Here is a 23,471-nt window from a genome sequence, read left to right on the forward strand (position 1 = left end):
AGGGGCGGTGCTCGGACGCGCCTGCGAGCGCCGTCCGCGGCGGGCTTCCCGCCCGGGGTCCGGTGGGGCGGGGGCGGGCTTCCCGCCCGGGGTCCGGTGGGTCAGGGGCGGGCGGCGGGTCAGACGCGGCCGACGTCGTAGACGCCCGGTACGTCCCGCATCGCGCGCATGAGCCGGGGCAGCACCGCGGCGTCGGGCAGCTGGACGGTGTAGGTGTGCCGGACCCGCTGCTCGGTGGGCGGTTCGACGGTGGCGGAGACGATGTCGGCGCCCTCGCGGGAGATCGCCTCGGTGAGGTCGGCCAGCAGGTGCGGGCGGCCGAACGATTCGGCTACCAGGGTCACGCGGCAGTCGGCGGTGGCCCGCCAGTGCACGGCGACCGGGGTGCGGCCCAGCGACCGCATCCGGTCCACGGCCGGGCACTGCACCCGGTGGACGGTCACGGCCCCGCCGCGCACGACGAACCCGGCGACCGTGTCGGGCGGCACGGGGGTGCAGCAGCCGGCCAGCCGCACGGTGGCGTCGGGAAGGTCGGCCACCGCGTTCCCGCCGTCGGCCCGGGCGCCGACCATCGGACCGGGGGCGCGGGGCACGGCGGTCTGCTGCCGGGCGTGGTCGGGGTGGGCGTTCAGCCACTCCCTGATGGCGATGCGGGCCGCCGGGGTGCGGGCGTGCTCCAGCCAGTTCGCGGCGGGCTCGGCGGCGCTGTCCCCGCCGAGCAGCGGCTGGACGGTGTCGCCGTCGACCAGCCGCGTCCCCAGGGCCGCGAGGCGTCCGTTGACCCGGGCGCCGATGCAGCCGTGGGCGGCCGTGCCGTGCAGGGCGTAGGCGGCGTCGACGCAGCTGGCGCCGGCGGGCAGGCCGAGCCGGCCGCCGTCGGCGGTGAAGACGGTGATCTCCCGGTCCTGGGCGAGCTCCTCGCGCAGGGAGCTCCAGAAGGTGTCCGGGTCGGGCGCGGCCTGCTGCCAGTCCAGCAGCCGCGACAGCCAGCCGGGGCGGGTGGGGTCGATGCGCTCCTCGGCGCGGTCGGTGCGCTCCTCGCCGGCCTCAGCGGGGGCGTAGGGGTTGCCGAGGGCGATGACGCCGGCCTCGGCGACGCTGTGCATCTGGCGGGTGCGGATGAGGACTTCGGCGACGTGCCCGTCGGTGGCGACCGCCGTGTGCAGGGACTGGTAGAGGTTGAACTTGGGGGCGGCGACGAAGTCCTTGAACTCCGAGACCACCGGCGTGAAGCAGGTGTGCAGTTCGCCCAGCACGCCGTAGCAGTCGGCGTCCTCGCCCACCAGGACGAGCAGCCGGCCGAAGTCGGAGCCGCGCAGCTCCCCGCGTTTGAGTGTGATGCGGTGGACGGAGACGAAGTGCCGGGGTCTGATGTGGACTTCGGCGGGGATGCCGGCCTCGCGCAGCACGGCGCGGAAGGCCTCGGCGATGCCGGGCAGCGGGTCGTGCTCGGCGGCGTGGGCGGCGATGAGGGCGCGGGTGCGCTCGTACTCCTCGGGGTGGAGGATCGCGAAGACGAGGTCCTCCAGCTCGGTCTTGATGGCCTGGACGCCCAGCCGTTCGGCGAGCGGGATCAGTACGTCGCGGGTGACCTTGGCGATGCGGGCCTGCTTCTCGGGGCGCATCACACCGAGGGTGCGCATGTTGTGCAGCCGGTCGGCGAGCTTGATGGACATGACGCGCACGTCGTTGCCGGTGGCGACGAGCATCTTGCGGAAGGTCTCGGGCTCGGCGGCGGCGCCGTAGTCCACCTTCTCGAGCTTGGTGACGCCGTCGACGATGAAGCGGACCTCGTCGCCGAACTCGGCGCGCACCTGGTCGAGCGTCACGTCGGTGTCCTCGACGGTGTCGTGGAGCAGGGAGGCCGTCAGGGTCGTGGTCTCGGCGCCGAGTTCGGCGAGGATCAGGGTGACGGCGAGCGGATGGGTGATGTACGGCTCGCCGCTCTTGCGCGTCTGGCCGCGGTGGGACGATTCGGCAAGGACGTACGCCCGGCGCAGTACGGCGAGATCGGCGTCGGGGTGGTGGGCCCGGTGCGCCTCCGCCACGTGGCCGATGGCGTCGGGCAGCCGGTCGCGCGGGGCGGTGCCGAGCAGCGCGGCCCGTCCGAGCCGGCGCAGATCGAGCCGGGTGCGGCCGCGGCGGCGGCTCTGAGCTGCGCCGGAGCGGAACTCCGCGCCGGCGTCGGGGTTCGTGGCCTCTGCACTCATGGGCACCTCCGGCGGCATCGACCGGCGGGGCGGGCATGGTGTGAGCCCGAAGGGCCGGTGTCTGATGCTACCGACCCCACCACGTGGCGCAGTCCGCCTCTCGCTCAGCGTGAAACGGATCACCCATTCGAGGGAAGCTCTACCCGAAAGCCGTTTCGCTCAGCCAGGCCGGATCGATCTCGCCTTCGGCGACGATGACGGCGGGTCCGGTCATCTCGACGAGGCCGTCGGGGTGCTCGGTGATCACGAGCGTGCCGCCGGGCAGGTCGACGGTGTACGTGGCCTCCTGGCCGGTGACGGCCGGGTCGGCGCCGTCGCGGCGGGCGGTGGCGACGGCCACGGCGCAGGCGCCGGTGCCGCAGGAGCGGGTCTCGCCCGAGCCGCGCTCGTGGACGCGCATGGCCACGTGGCGGGGGCCGCGGTCGACCACGAACTCGACGTTGACGCCGTCCGGGTAGGCGGCGGCGGGGCTGAACGGCGGCGGGCCGTACAGGTTCCCCGCGTCGGCGAGGTCGTCGACGAAGGCGACGGCGTGCGGGTTGCCCATGTTCACGTTGCGGGCGGGCCAGCTGCGGTCGCCGACGGAGACGGTGACCTCCCCCTCGGGGAGCACGGCGCGGCCCATGGAGACGGTGACGTCGCCGTTCTCGGCGAGGCGGACCCGCTTGACGCCGCCGCGGGTGGCGACGGCCAGGTCGCCGGCGCCGGCGAGGCCGGCGTGCTGGAGGTAGCGGGCGAAGACGCGGACCCCGTTGCCGCACATCTCGGCGATCGAGCCGTCGGCGTTGCGGTAGTCCATGAACCACTCGGCGACGTCGGCCATCGCGCGGGCCTCGGGGTGCTCGGCGGAGCGGACCACGTGCAGCACTCCGTCGGCGCCGATGCCGGCGCGGCGGTCGCACAGGGCGGCGACGGCGGCCGGTGGCAGGTCGACGGCGTTGTCCGGGTCCGGGATGATCACGAAGTCGTTCTCGGTCCCGTGGCCCTTGAGGAAGCTGAGCTGCGCGATGGTCACCGGGCCATCGTACAAAGCACCGGTGACGGGGGTACCGGCAGCTCAGGGAGTGGGACGGCCGGCACGGGGCACGGCCGGGCCGGACGGCGCCGGTCGCTAGCGCAGTCGGGCCACGCGCCAGACGGCGAGGAAGGCCAGGGTGACGACCACGACGGCGTACAGGCCCACGATCCGCCAGTCCGGGCGCTCGCCGGAGCCGCGGGCGGGCAGCCCGGGCCAGGTGTAGCCCACGCGGCGGGCGGCCATCATCCCCCAGCCGCCGGCACAGCAGCTGATGAGCAGGCCGAGCATGGCGACGACCGCGCCGCCGTCGCCGAACTCGAAGGCGAGGGGGAAGGCGAACATCAGGGAGCCGGCGGCGGCCAGCATCACGATCGGCGCGAGCTGCCAGATGCGCAGCTTGCGCTGCGGGCGCAGCTCGACCTCGACCTCGGGTACGGGGGTGTCCTGGTCGGGGCCGTCCGGGCTCAGCCGGTCGGGGTCCGCCGGAAGGCCCAGGCCGTCGGGAAGCACCACCGCCTCCGGATCGGTCCCGGTACCGTCCCGCCCGGCGTCACGAGGGCCGGCCTCCATCGCCACGCGCCCTCCCCACTGGACTTCGCTCGCTTGACGTCACCCGCCGGTCTACACAACCTGCGGAATTTGATGATGGCACGGCCAGGAGCCCGCGATGCGCGCGCGGGGCGTCCCGATGCCATCACGTGATCAGGCTGTAATCGCTCGTTCGACCAACGACTGCGCAAGTCCGGGGAGTTCCGCGCGGTCCGCCGAGGCCCCGCTGAGCCAGTGGACACGGGGGTCCCGGCGGAACCAGGAGTCCTGCCGGCGGGCGAAGCGCTTGGTGGCCCGGACGGTCTCGGCGCGGGCCTCGTCCTCGGTGCACTCGCCCGAGAGGGCAGCGAGCACCTGCTGGTAGCCGAGCGCGCGGGAGGCGGTGACGCCCTCGCGCAGGCCCTGGGCCTCCAGGGCCTTGACCTCGTCGACGAGTCCGGCCTCCCACATGACGTCGACGCGGCGGGCGATCCGCTCGTCGAGCTCGGGGCGGGCGACGTCGACGCCGATCTGCACGGTGTCGTAGACGGAGTCGGGCCCGGGGAGGTTGGCGGTGAAGGGACGCCCGGTGATCTCGATGACCTCCAGGGCGCGGACGATCCGGCGGCCGTTGCTGGGCAGGATGGCCCGGGCGGCGGCCGGGTCGGACTGGGCGAGGCGGGCGTGCAGGGCGCCGGGGCCGCGCAGCGTCAGTTCCTGCTCCAGGCGGGCCCGGACCTCGGGGTCGGTGCCGGGGAACTCCAGGGAGTCGATGGCCCCGCGTACGTAGAGTCCCGAGCCGCCGACGAGGACGGGGGTGCGGCCCTCGGCGAGCAGCCGGTCGATCTCGGCGCGGGCGAGCCGCTGGTACTCGGCGACGCTGGCGGTCTCGGTGACGTCCCAGATGTCGAGGAGGTGGTGCGGGACGCCGCCGCGCTCGTCGAGGGTCAGCTTCGCGGTGCCGATGTCCATCCCGCGGTAGAGCTGCATGGAGTCGGCGTTGACGACCTCGCCGCCGAACTGCCGGGCGAGGTGGACGCCCAGATCGGACTTACCGGCCGCGGTGGGGCCGACGACGGCGATGACCCGCGGTGCGGGAGCTGCACTTCTCACCGCACCAGTCTCGCAAACACCGGGAGTGCTCCCCGAACGGGTTACGTGACGGGCCGTGTGGGGGTTCGTTGCCCTGGCGGGGTTCCGGGACCGCGGGTCCGCCCGTTCGGCCCCCTGCGACACGGCGGAACCCCGTCCCCACGAGTAACGTTTATTGGAGTAGACATGGGCGTTTTCAGCTGGTTTCGCCGGAAGGCTTCGGCCCCTGTCCCGGAGAGCCGGGCGGGGGCCGTCGAGGCGGCCGCGGAGGCGCCGGCCGGGGCGGAAGCCGAGCGGGCCGGAGCCGGGACGACGGAGGCGGCGGCCGAGGCCGGGGCGACCGCGGAGGTGTCCGGCGCGACCGGCGGCGAGAGCCCCGGTCGCGCCGACATCCCGCGGCAGCAGTCGGCCGGCGCGGCGACGGACAGCGGGACCGGCGAGGGCGCCCGTACGTGATCCCCGCCTAGAGAAGGTGACCCATGGGCCTGATGGACAATCTCAAGGCCAAGCTCGGGCCTGCCAAGGACAAGGCCGTCGACCTCGCGCACAAGAACAAGGACAAGGCCGCCGACCTCGCCCACAGGAACAAGGAGAAGGCGGTCGGCCTCGCGCAGAAGCACGAGGGCAAGATCGGCGACAGCCTGGACAAGATGGCCAGGGCCGTCGACTCCAAGACCAAGGGCAAGTACCACGACCGGATCGCGACCGGCACGGACAAGGCCAAGGGCGCCGTGGGCAAGATGGCCCACAAGGACGACGGCGGCCCGTCCACCGCGCCCGGCGGCCCGGCGGCCGGCCCGACCGCCGGCCCGCCCGGCACCCCGCCCGCGGCCACCTGAGCCGGTTCTCGAGCACCGGGGCGCGGAACCTCCGCGCCCCGTGCTCGTGCCCCGTGCCCGGGCCCCGTTCCGGTGCCCGGGGCCGGGCCGGCGCGGTCAGGACCAGGCGGCCACGAAGTACCCGACCCCGTACGGCGCGTCCTCGTACAGCAGGCGCCCCTCCAGGCCCGCGCCCTCGGCGGCCCCCGCGAGCACCTGCCAGGGCGCCCGGCCGGCCACCAGCAGCTCTCGCGCGAGGCCGGGGTCGAGCGCGGCCAGGGCCGCGGTGTCGGCCGCGCCCAGTGCGCGCCCGGCGGCGGCGTCGAAGCCTGCGGCGCGCTCGTCGAGGTAACCGGGGGCCTTCAGGGTGCGGCAGGCGCTGCCGTCGCCCATCACGAGCAGCGCGACGCGCCCGGCGCTGCCGGCCAGCTCGCGGCCCGTGGCCAGGCAGTCCTGCGGGTCGAGCCCGGAGGCGACCGCGAGTCCTTCCACGGGCGCGCCGGACCAGTCGGTGTGCTCGAGCAGCCAGGCGGCCACGGCGAGCGAGGCGGGCAGCTCCCCCGCCGCCTCCGGCCCCGGTCCGAGGCGCACGTCGAGGTCGACGCCGACCCCCCGGAAGGACCCGCGGGCCCCCTGGGCATGACGGCCGCCCCCCTCGGGACCGGCCGGGCCGACCACGACCAGCCGGTCGGGGCGGGCGGCGGCGAGCACCGCGAGCGCGTCGGAGCACGCGGTGCGGGCGTCGGCGAGTTCGGCGGCGGCCCCGGCCGCGACCTGCGGCACGAGCAGCGGCGGACAAGGGCATACGGCGGCGGCTACCAGCATGATCGGCAGCCTATCGCTGCCACCGTGAGGGGCGGGCCCGCATGCGCGCGACGGCGCGCACCGCCCCGACCCCGCCGGTGGGTCCCGTGGTGTGGGGGGGGTAGCCGTCACGTACGCGGCGGCAGCCGGTCGGCGGGCCCCACCCCGCCGCCCGCGCCCACGCGCCGTCAGCAGGTGGACGAGCCGCACCCCGAGGTGGCGGCCGGCAGCGGCGCCGGGACGCCGATCGCCGGCAGCCCGAGCATCACGCCGGCGGGCTTGGCCTCCGCGGCAGCGGCCTGCCGCTTGGCCCAGGCGTCGCCGGAGCGGGTGCGCCGCACCTGCGTGGTCGGGCCCTCGGCGAGGAGGTGGTGCGGGGCGGCGTAGGTGATCTCGACGGTCACCAGGTCGCCCGGACGCACCTCCTGCTCCGGCTTCGTGAAGTGCACGAGGCGGTTGTCGGCGGCGCGGCCGGAGAGCCGGTGGGTCTCGCCGTCCTTGCGGCCCTCGCCCTCGGCGACCATGACCTCCAGGGTGCGGCCGACCTGCTTCTTGTTCTCCTCCCAGGAGATCTCCTCCTGGAGGGCGACCAGGCGCATGTAGCGCTCCTGGACGACCTCCTTGGGGATCTGGCCCTCCATGTCCGCGGCCGGGGTGCCGGGCCGCTTGGAGTACTGGAAGGTGAACGCGCTCGCGAAGCGGGCCTCGCGCACCACGTGCATGGTCTGCTCGAAGTCCTCCTCGGTCTCGCCGGGGAAGCCCACGATGATGTCGGTGGAGATGGCGGCGTGCGGGATGGCGGCGCGCACCTTCTCGATGATCCCGAGGAAGCGCTCCTGCCGGTACGAGCGGCGCATCGCCTTCAGGACGGGGTCCGAGCCGGACTGCAGGGGCATGTGCAGCTGCGGCATCACGTTCGGGGTCTCGGCCATGGCCGCGATCACGTCGTCGGTGAAGTCGCGCGGGTGGGGGGAGGTGAAGCGCACGCGCTCCAGCCCCTCGATCTCGCCGCAGGCCCGCAGCAGCTTGCTGAACGCCTCGCGGTCGCCCAGGTCCGAGCCGTAGGCGTTGACGTTCTGGCCGAGCAGCGTGATCTCGGAGACGCCCTCGGCGACCAGTGCCTCGATCTCGGCGAGGATGTCGCCGGGGCGGCGGTCCTCCTCCTTGCCGCGCAGAGCGGGCACGATGCAGAAGGTGCACGTGTTGTTGCAGCCGACGGAGATCGACACCCAGGCGGCGTACGCGGACTCGCGGCGGGTCGGCAGCGTCGAGGGGAAGGCCTCCAGCGACTCCGCGATCTCGACCTGCGCCTCCTCCTGGATGCGGGCCCGCTCCAGCAGCACCGGCAGCTTGCCGATGTTGTGCGTGCCGAACACGACGTCGACCCAGGGCGCGCGCGTGACGATGGTCTCGCGGTCCTTCTGGGCCAGGCAGCCGCCGACGGCGATCTGCATGCCGGGGCGCTTGGCCTTCATGGGCGCGAGCCGGCCGAGGTTGCCGTACAGCTTGTTGTCGGCGTTCTCGCGGACCGCGCACGTGTTGAAGACGACGACGTCGGCGTCGCCCTCCGCGGTGCCCTCGGGCGCGCGGACGTAGCCGGCGTCCTCCAGCAGGCCGGAGAGCCGCTCGGAGTCGTGCACATTCATCTGGCACCCGTAGGTGCGCACCTCGTACGTCTTCGTCACCTGTCCAGGGTAAAGGGGCCCGGCCGTGACATGTGCCGCGGCGGCTGGCAGGATCGCGCCCATGCCCCCCGCACTCCCCCACCCCAGCCGGCGCGTCCTCGTGGCCGGCACGGCCGCCCTGGTCGCGCTCGGCCTGCTGCTGTGGTGGCTGCTGCCGCTGGGGGCGCAGGAGCCGTCGGGTCGGCTGACGTTCAGCACGGGCGTGCGCACGGGCGTCTACCAGCGCTACGGCGAGCTGCTGCGGCAGGCCATGGCGCGGGACCTGCCGAAGGTCGACGTGACGCTGGTCAACAGCGAGGGGTCGCAGCAGAACCTGGCGCGGGTGGCCTCGGGTGAGGCGGATTTCACCATCGCGACGGCGGACGCGGTGGCCAAGTACGAGATGGACCGCAAGCCCGGGGCGGACCACCTGCGCGGCTGCGCCCGCCTCTACGACGACTACGTGCAGCTGGTCGTGCCCGCGGACTCCCCGGTGCAGTCGGCGGCCGACCTGCGCGGCAAGCGGGTGGCGATCGGGCAGCCGGGCTCGGGCGTGCGCCTGCTCTCGGAGCGGCTGCTCTCGGCCGCGCGACTGGACCCGGCGCAGGACGTCACCCCGGTCTCGATAGGCATCGACCGCATGCCGACCGAGCTGGAGGCGCACCGCATCGACGCGTTCTTCTGGTCGGGCGGCCTGCCCACCACGGCGGTCAAGGAGCTGTCGGAGCGCTACCAGATCCGGCTGGTGCCGCTGGGGGACCTGGTCCGGGAACTCCAGCGCACGGGCCCGACGGCCGCCTACTACCGGGCGGCGGTGATCCAGCAGGACGCGTACCGGCTGGCGCGGAACACCTCGGCGGTCGCCACCCTGGCGGTCCCGAACCTGCTGGTCACGACCGACAGCACCGGCGCGGCGATCACCGAGGGCATGACCCGCACGGTGATCGCCAACCGCGACCGGATCGGCGGCGAGGTGCACGCCGCGCAGCTGGTCGACCTGCGCACGGCGATCTTCACCGACCCGCTGCAGCTGCACGAGGGCGCGGCCCGCTACTACCGGTCCGTCAAGCCCTGACCGCGGGACACCGGGCGAAGCCCTGACGGGGAGCCCCGAGCGTGAAGACCCGACGGTCCGGCCCGCCCCGGGGCCCCGTGGTCCCCCGCCGCGGCCGCGGCGGGGGACCGGTGACCTCCTAGAGCAGCTCCAGGGCCGCGGCGGCGGCGCCGATGACCCCGGCGTCGGTCCCCAGGGCCGCCGGCACGACCTCCAGGCCCTGGACGAACGAGAGCGTGGCGTACGAGGACAGGTGCGCCCGCAGCGGCCCGAACAGCGTCTCGCCCGCCGCCGCGACCCCGCCCCCGATGACCGCGAGGTCGACCTCGACCAGCGTCGCGGTGGCGGCGACGGCTGCCGCCAGCGCGCGCCCGGCCCGGTCGAAGGCCGCGAGGGCGATCGGGTCCCCGCCCCGGGCGGCCACCGCGACCCCGGCCGCGCTGCGGTCGGCCCCGGCGGTCGCGCCCGCGTCCGGCTGCCAGCCCTGCGCCAGCGCCCACCGGGCGATCGACGTGCCGGAGGCGATCGCCTCGACGCAGCCGCGCGCCCCGCACACGCAGGGCTCCCCGTCGACGTCGACGGAGATGTGCCCGATGTGTCCGGCGTTGCCGGTCGGCCCCGGGTGCAGCCGGCCGTTCAGCACCAGCCCGCCGCCGACGCCGGTGGACACGACCATGCACAGCGCGTTGTCGTGGCCGCGGGCCGCGCCCAGCCAGTGCTCGGCGGCCGTCATCGCGGGCCCGTCGCCCACCAGGACGGTGGGCACCCGCGCCCCGTGGGCGGCCAGTGCCGCCCCGGTGCGGGCGAGCACGGGGTAGTCGCGCCAGGCCCCGATGTTGACCGGGCTGACGGTGCCCCGCGAGGCGTCCACCGGCCCCGCGCTCCCGATCCCGCAGCGCCGTACCCGGGCCCATGCCTCGTCCCGGGCCAGCTCGGCCACGACCTCCTCGACGGCCGCCATGACCCCGTCACCGTCGACCCCGCGCGGCGTGGCCCGCCGGGCGGCGGCCGCCAGGCTCCCGTCGGAGCGCACCAGCCCCCCGGCGATCTTGGTCCCGCCGATGTCGATGGCGGCGGTGACACCGGCGTCCCCGCCGACGTTGCGGGACGGCGGAACGGCAGGGGCGGGGCTGGTCACGGTGGTCTCCTGTAGGACGGCGGTTCCCAGTATGCGCGGTACGCCCTCCCCACCGGTCGCCCCCGCCACACACCCCGGACGCCGCGCTTGGCGCCCGGGTCCCGTCCACCGTGCGTACGGGGCCCTGTTGACCGTCCGCCAGGACGACCGCGAACGTGGTCGCCGACCCGCACACGGCGGCCGACCGCCGACCGCCGACGACACCCACGCCCCCTGCCCCCGCGAACCACCACCCCGTCACCTCGCGCCCGGGAGAAGGATGTCCACCCCGACCGCCGCCCCCGCACCCCGCACCCCGCGGTTCGGCGTCAACTACACGCCCAGCCGCGGCTGGTTCCACCACTGGCTCGACTTCGATCCGGACGAGGTGGCGGCCGACCTCGACTCGGTCGCCGCGCTCGGCCTCGACCACGTCCGCGTGTTCCCGCTCTGGCCCGTCTTCCAGCCGAACCGCACCCTCATCCGCCCGCGGGCCGTGTACGACCTCGTCCGACTCGCCGACGCGGCCGCCGCACGCGGCCTCGACGTCGGCGTCGACGGCCTGCAGGGCCACCTCTCCAGCTTCGACTTCCTCCCCGCCTGGACCCGGACCTGGCACCGCCGCAACCTCTTCACGGACCCCGAGGTCCTCTCGGGCCAGGAGGAGTACCTGCGCACGCTCGCCGCGGCCCTCGCGGACCGGCCGAACTTCCTCGGCATGACCGTCGGCAACGAGATCGACCAGTTCTCGGACGACCCCCACCCCAACCCCGACCGCATCACCCCCGCCGAGGCCGGGGCCTGGCTGGAGCGGATGCTGGCGGCCTGCGAGGCGGGCGCGCCGGGGCGGTTCCACGTGCACGCCGAGTACGACGCCGCCTGGTACCGGGACGGGCACCCCTTCACCCTCGCGCACGCGGCCCGGCTCGGGGCCGCCACCGCGGTGCACTCCTGGGTCTTCAACGGCACCGCGCAGCGCCACGGCCGGTCCGGGACCGCCACCCGCCACCACGCGGCGTACCTCGTCGAGCTGTCCAAGGCCTGGGCGGACGACCCGCACCGGCCCGTGTGGCTCCAGGAGGTGGGCGCACCCGCCCCGTTGGTCCCGCCGGAGCACGCGGCCGCGTTCACGGAGGCGACGCTCACGGCCGCCCTCGACTGCGAGGACCTGTGGGGCGTCACGTGGTGGTGTTCGCACGACGTCTCGCGCGACCTGGCCGACTTCCCCGAACTGGAGTACTCGCTCGGCCTGCTGACCAACGACCGCCGGGTGAAGCCCGCGGGCCGGGCGCTTGCCCGCACCGCCCGGCAGCGGCCGGGCCGGCCGGCCCCCCGCACCACCGCCCTGGTGCTGGACGCGGACGACGCGGCCCGCCCGCCGTCGCGGTCGGCGTGCGCGCCGGGCGGCGTGTTCTTCGAGGCCTGGGCGGCGCTGGCCGGGCGCGGGGTGCGACCCGCGGTGGTCCGGGCCGAGCTGGCGGGGGACCGTACGCATCTGGCCACGCGGGGCATACGCGAGGTGGTCACGGTCGCCGACGCGCGCTGAACTGGCGACCCGCAACGGCGTCGCCCGAAGGAGCTTCCGCATGGACACTCCCACGCCCGGCCACTCCCCCGCGCCGACCCCCGCCACGCACCCGAGCCGCCGGCGCGTCCTCACGGTCGCCACCGCCGCGCTGGCTCCGGGCCCCCGGCCTCGCGCCGCACCCGCACCCGCACCCGCACCCGCACCCGCACCTGAGGCTTCCCCCGGCCCGGGCTCCGCCCCAGGCACGCTGCAGCCGTACGCCTCCTACTGGTTCCCCCACTCCCTCCCCCCGGGCGACCCGGCTCCCGGCGTGGTCTGGCGCTCCCTCAGTTCCTGGTCCCCCGAGTCCGATCCGGACCTCCCGTACAACGCGTCGACCGTCCCCCTCGCCGACCGCTTCACCCCGGTCCCCGCACACCCGTGGGCCCGCGCCGGCCAGGCCCGCGTCAGCGCGCTCGTCTCGTTCGCCGGCACCGCCGGCAACCCCTCCCAGGGCTCGCCCACCGCCGACTACTACGCCCCCACCCACTGGGCGTACCTCGACGAGCTGGTCTTCTGGGGCGGCTCGGCGGGCGAGGGCCTCGTCCTGGCGCCCAACGCGCCGGTGACGGACGCGGCGCACCGCAACGGCGTCCCCGTCCTCGGGACCGTCTTCCTCCCTCCGGTGGCGTACGGCGGCGACCTCCGCTGGACCCGGGACCTGGTCCGCACGGACGCGGACGGCGGCTTCCCGGCCGCCGCGCAACTGGCGCGCGTGGCCGAGGCGCACGGGTTCGACGGATGGTTCGTCAACGCGGAGACGGACGGCGGGGACGTGGAGCTCGCCACCCGCATGCGCGGGTTCCTGCGGGCGCTGCGCACCCTCGGCGAGGCGCGGGGACTGCGCGTGACCTGGTACGACGCGATGGACGCCGCCGGACGGGTGGCCTGGCAGGGCGCCCTCAACGACCGCAACCAGGAGTTCTTCGAGGACCGCCGCGGTCCCGTGTCCGACACGATGTACGTCGACTTCGGCTGGACCCGCGAGAAGCTCGCGGCGTCCGGTGTGCTGGCCGACCGGCTGGGGCGCAGCCGGTACGAGTTGTGGGCCGGGGTGGACGTGGAGGCCCGCGGCTGGGAGGCCCGGCCTGACTGGGACGCCCTCCTCCCCCGCACGGGGGATCACGTCCTCTCCCTCGGCCTCTACCGTCCCGAGTGGACCAGGAACCACCTCACCGACCGTTCGCCCCGCACCTTCCACGCGGCCGACGACCGCTTCTGGACCGGGCGTTCGCTCGACCCCGCCCGCCCGGACCCGGAGGATCCGTGGCGGGCGCCCGCCACCGCCGTGGCCGACCGCTCCACCGTCACCGAGGTGCCGTTCGCGACGTCCTTCAACACCGGGCACGGGCTGGCCTGGTACGAGGACGGCGTGGTGCGCTCCAGCGCGCCCTGGAACCACCTCGGTCTGCAGGACCGGCTGCCCGGCCGCCGCTGGGTCGTGGTCACGGCGGGCGCCCGGCCGGCGGTGGGCCTGGACTTCGACGACGCCTGGCGGGGCGGCAGCAGTCTGCTGGTCGAGGGCGGGCTGACGGCGCCGACGGCCGTCGGGCTGCACGCGGTGCGGCTGCCGGTGCGGCGCGGGACGGTCCTGGACCTGACGCACAAGGTGTCGGCCGTCCTCCGGGTCGAGGTCGGAGTGGCCCTGTCCGAGCCCGCCGGGCCCGGCGCGCCGGTCCCCCACACCTGGCTCCCGGCGGGGAGCCCGACCCGAGCGGTGCGGACCGGTGCCGGCTGGCGCACGGACACGGTGCGGCTGGGCGCGCTCGCGGGGCACACCGTGCACGGCCTGGCCGTCCGCCTGACGGCTCCGGCGCCCGGACCGGGCCCGGCCGGCACCGTCCGGTGGCGCCTGGGCGCGCTGGCGGTGCGCGACCGCGGGGACGCCGGCCGGCCGGCCGCCCCGACCGGCCTCACGGTGGACGCCGCGGCGCGCTCCGACGCGGGGGCGGACGGCGCGTACCCGCCCGGGACCGGCCCGGCGGGACCGGCGGCGGGCGTAGCGGGCGCGGCCGCCCTCCGGCTCTCGTGGCGCCCCTCCCCCTACCCGGTGCGCCACTACGAGCTGCACCGGCGGTTCCCGGACGGCGGCCGGCGCTTCCTGGGCGGCACCTGCGGCGCGGCGTTCTACGTGCCGGCGCTGGAGCGGCACCCCGGCGAGCGGGCCGCCCGCCTGGAAGTGCGCGCGGTCGACGAGCTGTACCGGTGCTCGGCACCGGCCCGCGCGGCCTTCCCCTGGTGATGCCGCTCCGCCGGCACACGAGGACGGCGCCCGCCGCCTCACAGCTCCGGGGCGGTCCTCGGCACGGCGACGGTGACGCGCAGGCCGTGCGGGGGGTTGTTCTCGTACGCGAGGAAGCCCCCGCCGGCCGTGAGCAGCGAGCGGGAGATCGCGAGGCCCAGTCCCGACCCCTTGATGTTCTGGTGCCGTCCGCTGCGCCAGAAGCGGTCGCCGACGCGGGTCAGCTCGTCCTCCGTGAGTCCGGGCCCGCGGTCGGCGACGACCACGGCGGCGTACCGGTCGCGGGCCTCCGCGGTCACGGTGACCCGCTCCCCCTCGGGCGTGAACTTCAGCGCGTTGTCGATGACGGCGTCGAGCGCGCTGGAGAAGGCGATCGGGTCGGCCCAACCGGTGACCGCGGCCCGGCCGCCCTCGCTCAGCCGTACGCCCTTCTCCTCGGCCAGCGGCCGCCAGGCGGCCACCCGCTCGGCCGCCAGAGCGCCGACGTCGACCAGGGTCAGCTCGGCGCTGGTGTGCTCGGCCAGGGCGAGGTTCAGCAGGTCGTCGAGGACCTGGGTGAGCCGCTTGCCCTCGGCCCGTACGGAGGCGATCTCGGCGTTGCCCTCGGGCAGTTCCAGGGCCAGCAGCTCGATGCGCAGCAGCAGCGCGGCGAGCGGGTTGCGCAGCTGGTGCGAGGCATCGGCCACGAAGGCGCGCTGCTGTTCGAGGACCTCCTCGACGTGGTCGGCCATCTCGTTGAACGAGTGGGCCAGCCGCTTGAGCTCCGGAGGCCCGCCGGAGGCGGCGACGCGCGAGTTCAGCCGACCGGTGGCGATGTCGTGGGTGGCCGCGTCGAGGATGCGTACGGGGCGCAGCACCCAGCTGGTCAGGCGCAGGGCGGCGCCGAACGCGACCAGCATGGCGGCGGCGAGCCCGCCCACGATGACGAGCCAGCCGCGCAGGATGCGGGCGCGCATCGCACCGGTGGGCGAGTCGGTGACGACGACCGCGACGACGTCGCCGTCGAGGACCACGGGCGAGGCGACGACGAGCCGGCCGTCGGGCTGCCAGGGCCACACCTGGGGCGGGTCGTGGCTGCGCCGGCCGGCCAGCGCCTCCTCGAAGGCGCGGCGGCCCTCGCCGGTGTCGGGGAGGTTCCACCAGCCGGGCGCGCGGGCCATCGCGTTGTCGTCGCGCAGGAAGATGCCCACCCGGATGCCGTACAGCTCGTGGTAGCGGGCGAGCTCGGTCTGGAGCGTCTCGCGGCGCTCGTCGGCGCCCTCGGAGCCGGAGGCCGCGGCGTCGCTGACGAACTGGGCGAGCGAGGCGAAGCGCACGGTGTCGTCGATGCGGTCGACGACGACCCGCTGCTGCTCGGCGGCGGCGAAGCTGACGGCGAGCGGGAGCCCGAGGGCGACCAGGATGCCCGCCATCAGGACGACGAGGAGGGGGAGGAGACGGGTACGCACGGGTGGACCGGGCCGGCTAGGCGGCGGCGGGCGGGACGACCAGCCGGTAGCCGACTCCCCGGACGGTCTCGATCAGCGCGGGCATGCGCAGCTTGGAGCGCAGGGAAGCCACGTGCACCTCGAGGGTGCGGCCGGTGCCCTCCCAGCTGGTGCGCCAGACCTCACTGATGATCTGCTCGCGGCGGAAGACGACGCCGGGACGCTGCGCGAGCAGCGCGAGCAGGTCGAACTCCTTGCGGGTCAGCGGCACCTCGGCACCGTCGACGGTGACGCGGCGGGTGGCCAGCTCGACGGCGACGGGCCCGAGGCGGACGGTGTCGGCGTCGCCCGGGGTGCCGGTGCCCGCGGTGTCGTCGGCGGACGCGCCGGCGCGGCGCCGGGCGACGGCGTGGATGCGGGCCAGCAGCTCGCCGGTGTCGTAGGGCTTGACGACGTAGTCGTCGGCGCCGAGGTTGAGGCCGTGGATGCGGGAACGCACGTCGGAGCGCGCGGTCACCATGATCACGGGTACGTCGGTGCGCTTGCGGATCTTGCCGCAGACCTCGTAGCCGTCCTGGTCGGGCAGACCGAGGTCGAGCAGGACCACGCCGAAGGGCGCGGCCCCGGCGGGCAGCAGGGCCTGCAGGGCTTCCTCGCCGTTGCGGGCGTGGGTCACCTGGAAGCCGTGGCGCGCCAGGATCGCGGACAGGGCGGCGGCGACGTGGTCGTCGTCCTCCACGAGCAGCAGTCTCAAGGGTCCCCCTTCCGGATCCGGTGTCGTCTCTCGGCCTTTCGGCCCGTTCTCGGTCGGCACGTCGGCCGGCCTCGGTCAGTCGGTCGGCCGCTCGGCCGGCCGGTCGGTCGGTCATTCGGTCGGTCTGCCGGTCAGTCAGTCCGTCCGCACGCTCGTCACGATGGTCGGTCGTGAACTCGTGGAACGTACCGGACGCGTCCCGCGCGGCGGTCGGGCCACACGCTGTCGCCGGCGCTCGGACCGTCGCCGTGCGTGCCTACCCGGGTGACGTGTGTGCGTACCTGAGTAAACGGGCAGGGGCGCGCACATGACCACCAAGCATCCACGCCGATCGATCCCCCCACGTCAAGGGCCTCCGGGCCCGACGGGCCTTCCGTTATGCACCCGGTACGGACGCCGCCGCACAGCTCACCGAGGGTATCCGGGTGAAGCCGTATCGTTATCCTCAATTTCCGCTCAGATGTGATGACGCTGTGCTCACCGGCTCATTAATGTCCATGCAACCGAGAAGGACGGAGCAGGAGCCCGATGAGCGGAGTATCGGTGACCAAGGGCACGGAGGACGCGGCTGCCGCCGCCGACGGCCTGGTCGTACTGAGCGGCGTCAACAAGCACTTCGGCGCGCTGCACGTGCTCCAGGACATCGACCTGAGCATCGCGGCGGGCGAGGTCGTGGTCGTGATCGGCCCGTCCGGTTCGGGCAAGTCGACGCTGTGCCGGACGATCAACCGACTGGAGTCGATCGACTCCGGGAAGATCACGATCGACGGGAAGGAGCTGCCGTCGGAGGGCCGCGAGCTCGCAAGGCTGCGCTCCGACGTGGGCATGGTCTTCCAGTCGTTCAACCTCTTCGCGCACAAGACCGTGCTCGAGAACGTGATGATCGGCCAGATCAAGGTCCGCAAGACGGACAAGGCGACGGCCGAGCGCAAGGCCCGCACCCTGCTGGACCGGGTGGGTGTCGGGACGCAGGCGGACAAGTACCCGGCGCAGCTGTCCGGCGGTCAGCAGCAGCGCGTGGCGATCGCCCGCGCGCTCGCGATGGACCCCAAGGTCATGCTGTTCGACGAGCCGACGTCCGCGCTCGACCCGGAGATGATCAACGAGGTGCTGGAGGTCATGCAGCAGCTCGCCGCGGAGGGCATGACGATGGTCGTCGTCACGCACGAGATGGGCTTCGCCCGCTCCGCGGCCAACCGGGTGGTCTTCATGGCCGACGGGCGGATCGTCGAGGAGGCGACGCCCGACCAGTTCTTCAGCAACCCGCGCAGCGACCGCGCCAAGGACTTCCTTTCGAAGATCCTCCACCACTGACGCGACCCGCCCGCCACCACCGCCGACGCCGACGCGACGCGACGCGTCACGAACGCCGACATCGACGCGGCGGTCCTGCGGTGATCCGCGGGAGCTTCAGGCGCTCAGCCGTTAGCGTGCAAGCGCAACGCCAACAACGTCTCATCCGAGGGAAGTTCACCATGAAGGTTCTCAAGGCCGGCGCGGCCGCCGCGACCGTCGTCGCACTCGCCCTGACCGCCACCGCGTGCGGCGGCGACAGCGACAAGGACAGCGGCAGCAGCGGCGGCGACAAGAAGGTCGTCGTCGGCATCAAGTTCGACCAGCCGGGCATCGGCCTGAAGACCCCGGACGGCAAGTTCACCGGCTTCGACGTGGACGTCGCCAACTACGTCGCGAAGAAGCTCGGTTACGACGAGGTCGAGTTCAAGCAGGCGCCGAGCGCCCAGCGCGAGACGATGATCCAGAACGGCGACGTCAAGTTCATCGTCGCGAGCTACTCGATCAACGACAAGCGCAAGGCCAAGGTCGACTTCGCCGGCCCGTACCTGCTGGCCCACCAGGACCTGCTGGTCCGCGCCGACGACAACTCGATCACCAAGGCCGAGGACCTCAACAACAAGAAGCTCTGCTCGGTCACCGGCTCGACCTCCGCGCAGAACGTCAAGGAGAAGCTGGCCCCGAAGGCCGACCTCCAGCAGGTCGGCGGCTACTCCGAGTGCGTCACCGGCCTGGAGAACAAGTCCGTCGACGCCCTGACCACGGACGACTCGATTCTGGCCGGCTACGCCGCCCAGCCGCAGTTCAAGGGCAAGTTCAAGCTGGTCGGCCTGAAGCTGAGCGACGAGCACTACGGCATCGGTCTGAAGAAGGGCGACAAGGAGCTCCAGACCAAGATCAACGCCGCGCTCCAGGACATGGTCAAGGACGGTTCCTGGGACAAGTTCGTGAAGGCGAACTTCGGCCCGGCGAACTACAAGAACGAGCCGGCCCCGCAGGTCACCGAGGGCAGCTGAGTTACGCGGTGGGGCTCGCCGCCGGCCTGTCACCGGCGGCGCGCCCCGCCCGCCATCCTGGGGAGAGCGCAGGGCTACGACGTGTTCGATTTTCTAGACAATCCGCAGTACAACGTGCTCGGCGCCTTCTGGGTGACCGTGCAGCTCACCCTCTGGTCGGCTGCCGGCTCCCTGATCTGGGGCACGCTGCTGGCCGCCATGCGGGTCAGCCCCGTCCCGTTGATGCGGTCCTTCGGCACCGCGTACGTCAACCTGGTGCGCAACACCCCGCTGACGCTGATCATCGTGGGCTGCTCGCTGGCCCTCGGCTCGACGCTCGGCGTCACCCTGGGCGGTGACACCTTCGAGCAGAAGGGCTTCCGCCTCGCGGTCCTGGGCTTCATCGCGTACACCGGCACGTTCGTGTGCGAGGCGCTGCGCTCCGGCATCAACACCGTGCCGCCGGGCCAGGCCGAGGCCGCTCGCGCGCTGGGCCTGAGCTTCACGCAGGTCATCCGGCTGATCGTGCTGCCGCAGGCGTTCCGCGCCGTGATCGCGCCGCTCGCCAACGTCCTGATCGCGCTCACCAAGAACACCACGGTGGCGTCCGCGATCGGCGTGGCCGAGGCCGCGACCCTGATGAAGACCATGCTCGAGAACGAGTCCGACGCGATCCTCGCCGTCTTCGCGGTGTTCGCCTTCGGGTTCATCGTGCTCACCCTGCCGACGGGCCTGCTGCTGGGCTGGGTGGCCAAGCGAATGGCGGTGAAGCGATGAGCTCCGTCCTGTACGACACCCCCGGCCCCAAGGCCAAGCGGCGCAACGTCTACTACACGATCGGCTTCGCGGCCGTCTTCTGCGGCGTTCTGGCCTGGGCCCTGACCGTCATGGCCGACAAGGGCCAGCTGGCCGCCGACAAGTGGTCGCCGTTCGTCACGGACAGCAACGTCTGGACCACGTACCTCCTGCCCGGCCTCGGCGAGACCCTCAAGGCGGCGGCCCTCTCGATCGTCATCGCGCTCCCGCTGGGCGCCCTGCTCGGCATCGGCCGCATGTCCGACCACGCCTGGGTGCGGGTTCCGGTCGGCGCCGTGGTCGAGTTCTTCCGGGCCATCCCGGTCCTGATGCTGATGCTGTTCGCCAACCAGCTGTACGCGTCCTACGCCGACGTCGACTCCGACATCCGGCCGCTGTACGCCGTGGTGACCGGCCTCGTGCTGTACAACTCCTCGGTCATCGCCGAGATCGTGCGGGCCGGCGTGCACTCCCTGCCGTACGGGCAGACGGACGCGGCCAAGGCGCTCGGCATGCGCAAGGGCCAGATCATGTCGTACGTCCTGCTGCCGCAGGCCGTCACCGCCATGCTGCCGGCCCTGGTCAGCCAGCTCGTGGTGATCCTCAAGGACACCGCGCTGGGCGGCGCCCTCCTGGGCGTCGAGGACCTGATGGCCGCGTTCCGCACGGTGTCGGCCAACTACGCGAACACGATCGCGACGCTGGTCGTCATCGCCCTGATCTACATCGTGGTGAACTTCCTGCTGACCTCCTTCGCCTCCTGGCTGGAGCAGCGGCTGCGCCGCTCGAAGCGCGGCACGGGCGCCGTGGTGCACGCCGAGGACGTCGAAGACCTGGGGGCGGGCCCCAACCCGGCGGAGAAGGCCTGAGCCGCACCCGCGTCTGACGGAGCGTCGTCCTGACGTCCGATCAGCACCCCCCTACGCGCCGCACGGTGTGGTGGAACCCCTCCTCCGCCGCACCGTGCGGCGTCCCGCGTCCGGGGGTCACTTGACGCAAGCACGCGCAGTGGGTTGCATACGTTCTGTGATCACATTTCGGACCATCGGGGCCGCATCATGGACCCGGTGATCGTCGTCGGCGCGGGGCCGGTCGGGCTGGCCCTCGCGCTGGCCCTGGCGGGCCAGGCCGTGCCCACCGTCGTCCTCGACGACGGGCCCGGCAAGGACGAGCCGCGGCCGGCCCGTACCGTCGTCCTGCACGCCGACACCGCCGCGATGGCCGCCCGGCTCGGCTGCGCCACCCTGCGCGACGAGGGCTCCCGCTGGACGGCCTGGCGCACCGCGCGCCGCCGCCAGGAGCCGGTGCGCATCGCCTTCGACCCGTGGGGCTCCACGGCGGCCGGGGCCGAGGGCGGACCCGCCCCGCTGCACGTCCCCCAGCACGCCCTGGCCCGCGGCCTGCGCGACGCGGCCCACGCCCACCCGCTCGTCCACCTGGTGCCCGAGAGCCGGCTCGACGCCCTGGAGCAGGACGACCACGGCGTGACCGCCCACACCCGCGGCGCCGAGACCACCTGGTGGCGCGGCAGCTACCTGGTGGGCTGCGACGGCGCCCGCTCCACCGTCCGCAAGCTCCTCGGGATCCGGTTCCCCGGCCGCACCGCCGTGGAGCGGTACGCCGTGGCCGCGCTGCGCACCGAACTCCCCTGGCCCGACGAGGCGCTGCTGCACCGTGACCCGCCCGAGGAGGTCACCGCCCGCCCGCTGCCCGACGGGGTGTGGCGCCTCGACTGGCTGCTGCCCCCGCGCGGCGACCTGGTGACCCCGGACGTGCTGGTCTCCCGCGTACGCGACACCCTCGCGCGGTGGTGCGGCGGGTCCACGCCGGCGTACGAGCTCATCGACACCGGCGTGCACACCCTCCACCACCGCCTCGCCCGCCGCTGGCGCGTGGACCGGGCCTTCCTCGCCGGGGACGCGGCGCACCTGCTGGGGGCCCTGGGCACACAGGGCGTCGAGGAGGGGCTGCGGGACGCGGAGAACCTGGCCTGGAAGCTCGCCCAGGCCTGGCACCAGGGGGCCTCGCGCACCCTGCTCGACAGCTATCAGGGCGAACGCCGCACCGACGTCGCGGCCCGGCTGCGCGCCGCCGACCAGGCCATGCCGGCGCTGCGCTCCTCGGGCGGCCTGCGCGTGCTCGTGCCGGGATCGCGGAAGGCACACGCCGCCCTGCTCACCGACGCCCACCTGGGTCGCGGTCCCCTGGGCGCGGCCCCCGCGTACGGCCGCTCCGTCCTCGCCCCGGCCCCGTCGGAGGGCGCGGCGCCGACCGCTACCGAGCCGGGCGCCCTGGCCGCGGACGTACCGGTGACCGCACCGGACGGCACCACCGTGCCGCTGCGGGACCGGCTGGGGGCGGGCCGCCTGCTGGTGGTGCTGGTGGCCCCCGGCACCGGGGTGTGGGACCGCCGCCACTGGCTGCAGGCCGGGCTGATGCCCCGGCTGGCGGCCGCCGTGAGCGCCCTGCCGGCGCGCGCGGAGCTGCTGGTGGCCGACGCGTACCCGGGGGCCGCCGCGCACACGGTCCTGCTGGTGCGCCCGGACGGCCATCTGGCCGCCGCGTTCGCCGGAGTCCGGCCCGCCGAGCTGTACGAGGCCGCCGACGCGGTCCGCGGCGGCGCGCCCGAAGGGGTCCGGGCCGCGGTGGCCTCGGAGGCCGGCGCGGCGGAGTGAGGGCCGGCCCGTGACGGGCGGCTCATGACGGTCGTGTGAACGCCCGGCTCGTCCGGGCGTTGATCGATTGACCGGTTTCGTGCGGCCGTGCTGTACTCCCGGTATGACCGACACCGCTCACGTCCGCCTGTGGCGGCGGGTCCACATGGACCTGCTGCGCTACGCGGGCTGCGTGTGTCGTCCGTCCCGCTGATTCGGATCCCGCTCCCGCGCGCCCTCGGCACCGGCGCGCCCGCACGCGAACGAACCCCAGGACGGTCATGTCTCCCTCCCTCCGCACGCCTTCCACCGGCGCGCCCTCGCCCGCCGGCACCCGAACCGCAACCGACCACCGAACCCCCGCCGGCCCCACGGCCGCCGAACTCCTCGACTTCGCGCTGACCACCGCCGCCGACCCCGAGGTGGTCGCCACCCTCCCCCTCGACCCGGAGGGCCGCACGTGGGTGCGCCTCGACGGGCCGGGCGGCAGCGAGGCCTGGCTGATCGGCTGGCCGCCCGGCACCGGCACCGGCTGGCACGACCACGCCGAGTCCCGAGGGGCCTTCGCCACCGCCACCGGCCGGCTCACCGAGCGCTCCCTGGCCGTCCGACTCCCCTCCGGCGGGTGGACCAGCCTGGAGCTGGCCGAAGGCGTGGACCGCAGCCGCTCGCTGCCCGAGGGCAGCGGCCGGGCCTTCGGCCGGGACCACCTGCACGAGGTGTCCAACGACTCCACCACCGAGCACGCCGTCTCCGTGCACGCGTACTACCCGCCCCTGCCACTGATCCGCCGCTACTCGCGGAGCGGGCACCGGCTGCGGCTTGAGCAGGTCGAGCGCCCGGCGGACTGGCAGTGAGCGGCGACCGCCCGCCGGGCATCGACGCGTACCTCGACCGGGTCCGCGCGGGCCTCGACCGGCTGGACCCGCACGAAGCCCGGGCGGCCGCCGCCACCGGCGCGCTGCTGGTCGACATCCGCTACCAGGCGCTGCGCGAGCGCGACGGGCTGATCCCAGGGGCGCTGGTGGTCGAGCGCAACGAACTCGAGTGGCGGCTGGACCCGCTGGGCAGCCACCGACTGCCCGAGGCCACGGGCCACGACCTGACGGTGGTCGTGATCTGCAACGAGGGCTACGCCTCCAGCCTCGCGGCTGCCGAACTGCAGCGCATCGGCCTCCCCCGCGCCACCGACCTGGTCGGCGGCTTCCAGGCCTGGCGCGCCGCGGGCCTCCCGGTGACCCCGCCCTGACACCTCGGATCCCCGGGCGCGTGGGCACCTTGCTCAACGCCCCGGAGCCCAACGATCCACGCCCGCCCGACCCCGGTCCCCACTCCTTGGGGGTGCCTGGTGGGTCCCGTGGTGTGTGGGGGAGGCGCTTGACAGGGGTGGCAGGCTGGACCGGAGGCAGGCCCGGGCCAGGGGTGGCCGAAGGCCAGGG

General features: G+C 74.4%; 22 protein-coding genes. 13 read left to right on the forward strand and 9 right to left on the reverse strand.

The features are described 5' to 3' along the window. Positions 1-119: 119 nt before the first annotated feature. The 4 genes from IF43_RS0124600 to miaA all read right to left on the reverse strand — a co-directional run bounded on the left by IF43_RS0124600 (position 120) and on the right by miaA (position 4,869). Positions 120-2,210 carry a bifunctional (p)ppGpp synthetase/guanosine-3',5'-bis(diphosphate) 3'-pyrophosphohydrolase gene (locus IF43_RS0124600; RefSeq protein ID WP_030204509.1) on the reverse strand — a complete coding sequence of 697 codons (2,091 nt, stop codon included), beginning with the start codon at positions 2,208-2,210 and terminating at the stop codon, positions 120-122. Positions 2,211-2,349: 139 nt separating this feature from the next. Beyond that, a complete protein-coding gene (gene dapF, locus IF43_RS0124605) occupies positions 2,350-3,225 on the reverse strand; it encodes a diaminopimelate epimerase (RefSeq protein ID WP_030204512.1) in 876 nt (291 codons plus the stop codon). A gap of 96 nt (positions 3,226-3,321) precedes the next feature. Further along, on the reverse strand, positions 3,322-3,798 hold the full coding sequence (locus tag IF43_RS0124610) for a hypothetical protein (protein WP_030204515.1): 477 nt from the start codon (positions 3,796-3,798) through the stop codon (positions 3,322-3,324). A 132-nt stretch (positions 3,799-3,930) separates the two neighbouring features. Next, positions 3,931-4,869, reverse strand: a complete 939-nt coding sequence (gene miaA, locus IF43_RS0124615) for a tRNA (adenosine(37)-N6)-dimethylallyltransferase MiaA (protein WP_030204518.1) — start codon at positions 4,867-4,869, stop codon at positions 3,931-3,933. Positions 4,870-5,034: 165 nt separating this feature from the next. Between miaA and IF43_RS0124620 the strand changes: the two genes are divergently transcribed. Together IF43_RS0124620 and IF43_RS0124625 are read left to right on the forward strand one after the other, a co-directional pair. Further along, positions 5,035-5,304: a hypothetical protein gene (locus tag IF43_RS0124620; protein ID WP_051796016.1), complete on the forward strand. Its 270-nt coding sequence runs from the start codon at positions 5,035-5,037 to the stop codon at positions 5,302-5,304. Between the two features lie 23 nt (positions 5,305-5,327). Further along, the gene (locus IF43_RS0124625; RefSeq protein WP_030204521.1) at positions 5,328-5,687 is read left to right on the forward strand and encodes an antitoxin; all 360 of its coding nucleotides are present in this window, start codon (positions 5,328-5,330) and stop codon (positions 5,685-5,687) included. Between the two features lie 96 nt (positions 5,688-5,783). Here IF43_RS0124625 and IF43_RS0124630 read toward each other — a convergent pair whose 3' ends face one another. Further along, on the reverse strand, positions 5,784-6,491 hold the full coding sequence (locus tag IF43_RS0124630; protein WP_030204522.1) for a class III extradiol dioxygenase subunit B-like domain-containing protein: 708 nt from the start codon (positions 6,489-6,491) through the stop codon (positions 5,784-5,786). A gap of 167 nt (positions 6,492-6,658) precedes the next feature. Next, positions 6,659-8,218 (reverse strand): tRNA (N6-isopentenyl adenosine(37)-C2)-methylthiotransferase MiaB, encoded by a 1,560-nt coding sequence (miaB, locus tag IF43_RS0124635; protein WP_267884801.1) that lies wholly within the window; start codon positions 8,216-8,218, stop codon positions 6,659-6,661. Here miaB and IF43_RS0124640 point away from each other — a divergent pair. Further along, entirely contained in the window at positions 8,217-9,209 is a 993-nt protein-coding gene (locus IF43_RS0124640) for a TAXI family TRAP transporter solute-binding subunit (RefSeq protein ID WP_030204529.1), read from the forward strand. The genes miaB and IF43_RS0124640 overlap by 2 nt on opposite strands. Positions 9,210-9,327: 118 nt before the next feature. Here the strand turns inward: IF43_RS0124640 and IF43_RS0124645 are convergent, their stop codons facing one another. Next, complete coding sequence (locus tag IF43_RS0124645) at positions 9,328-10,326, reverse strand: ROK family protein (RefSeq protein WP_051796019.1); 999 nt, start codon at positions 10,324-10,326, stop codon at positions 9,328-9,330. Positions 10,327-10,585: 259 nt separating this feature from the next. On the opposite strand from IF43_RS0124645, the gene IF43_RS0124650 reads away from it, so the two are divergent. Next, the gene (locus IF43_RS0124650; protein ID WP_030204533.1) at positions 10,586-11,851 is read left to right on the forward strand and encodes a hypothetical protein; all 1,266 of its coding nucleotides are present in this window, start codon (positions 10,586-10,588) and stop codon (positions 11,849-11,851) included. Positions 11,852-11,891: 40 nt separating this feature from the next. Further along, positions 11,892-14,114, forward strand: coding sequence for an endo-beta-N-acetylglucosaminidase (locus tag IF43_RS0124655; protein ID WP_051796022.1), 2,223 nt, complete (start codon positions 11,892-11,894; stop codon positions 14,112-14,114). Positions 14,115-14,152: 38 nt separating this feature from the next. Here IF43_RS0124655 and IF43_RS0124660 read toward each other — a convergent pair whose 3' ends face one another. Both IF43_RS0124660 and IF43_RS0124665 read right to left on the reverse strand, forming a co-directional pair. Beyond that, entirely contained in the window at positions 14,153-15,562 is a 1,410-nt protein-coding gene (locus tag IF43_RS0124660; protein ID WP_030204539.1) for a HAMP domain-containing sensor histidine kinase, read from the reverse strand. A 16-nt stretch (positions 15,563-15,578) separates the two neighbouring features. After that, positions 15,579-16,295 (reverse strand): response regulator transcription factor, encoded by a 717-nt coding sequence (locus IF43_RS0124665; RefSeq protein ID WP_030204541.1) that lies wholly within the window; start codon positions 16,293-16,295, stop codon positions 15,579-15,581. A 528-nt stretch (positions 16,296-16,823) separates the two neighbouring features. On the opposite strand from IF43_RS0124665, the gene IF43_RS0124670 reads away from it, so the two are divergent. The 8 genes from IF43_RS0124670 (at position 16,824) to IF43_RS0124700 (ending at position 23,281) form a co-directional block, all read left to right on the forward strand. Then, the gene (locus IF43_RS0124670; protein WP_030204544.1) at positions 16,824-17,609 is read left to right on the forward strand and encodes an amino acid ABC transporter ATP-binding protein; all 786 of its coding nucleotides are present in this window, start codon (positions 16,824-16,826) and stop codon (positions 17,607-17,609) included. A 161-nt stretch (positions 17,610-17,770) separates the two neighbouring features. After that, a complete protein-coding gene (locus IF43_RS0124675) occupies positions 17,771-18,604 on the forward strand; it encodes a glutamate ABC transporter substrate-binding protein (protein WP_030204547.1) in 834 nt (277 codons plus the stop codon). A gap of 81 nt (positions 18,605-18,685) precedes the next feature. Further along, on the forward strand, positions 18,686-19,360 hold the full coding sequence (locus tag IF43_RS0124680) for an amino acid ABC transporter permease (protein WP_030204548.1): 675 nt from the start codon (positions 18,686-18,688) through the stop codon (positions 19,358-19,360). Further along, a complete protein-coding gene (locus tag IF43_RS0124685; protein ID WP_030204549.1) occupies positions 19,357-20,247 on the forward strand; it encodes an amino acid ABC transporter permease in 891 nt (296 codons plus the stop codon). Before IF43_RS0124680 ends, IF43_RS0124685 begins: the two co-directional genes overlap by 4 nt. 189 nt (positions 20,248-20,436) lie before the next feature. Then, the gene (locus tag IF43_RS0124690) at positions 20,437-22,053 is read left to right on the forward strand and encodes an FAD-dependent monooxygenase (RefSeq protein WP_030204550.1); all 1,617 of its coding nucleotides are present in this window, start codon (positions 20,437-20,439) and stop codon (positions 22,051-22,053) included. A gap of 103 nt (positions 22,054-22,156) precedes the next feature. Beyond that, a complete protein-coding gene (locus IF43_RS43745) occupies positions 22,157-22,246 on the forward strand; it encodes a putative leader peptide (protein WP_324605124.1) in 90 nt (29 codons plus the stop codon). 67 nt (positions 22,247-22,313) lie between these two features. Next, complete coding sequence (locus tag IF43_RS0124695; protein WP_030204562.1) at positions 22,314-22,889, forward strand: cysteine dioxygenase; 576 nt, start codon at positions 22,314-22,316, stop codon at positions 22,887-22,889. Next, entirely contained in the window at positions 22,886-23,281 is a 396-nt protein-coding gene (locus tag IF43_RS0124700; protein ID WP_030204564.1) for a rhodanese-like domain-containing protein, read from the forward strand. Before IF43_RS0124695 ends, IF43_RS0124700 begins: the two co-directional genes overlap by 4 nt. Positions 23,282-23,471: the final 190 nt, after the last annotated feature.

Origin of the sequence: Streptomyces sp. NRRL S-87 (assembly GCF_000719335.1) — a bacterium.
Classification (GTDB): Bacteria; Actinomycetota; Actinomycetes; order Streptomycetales; family Streptomycetaceae; genus Streptomyces.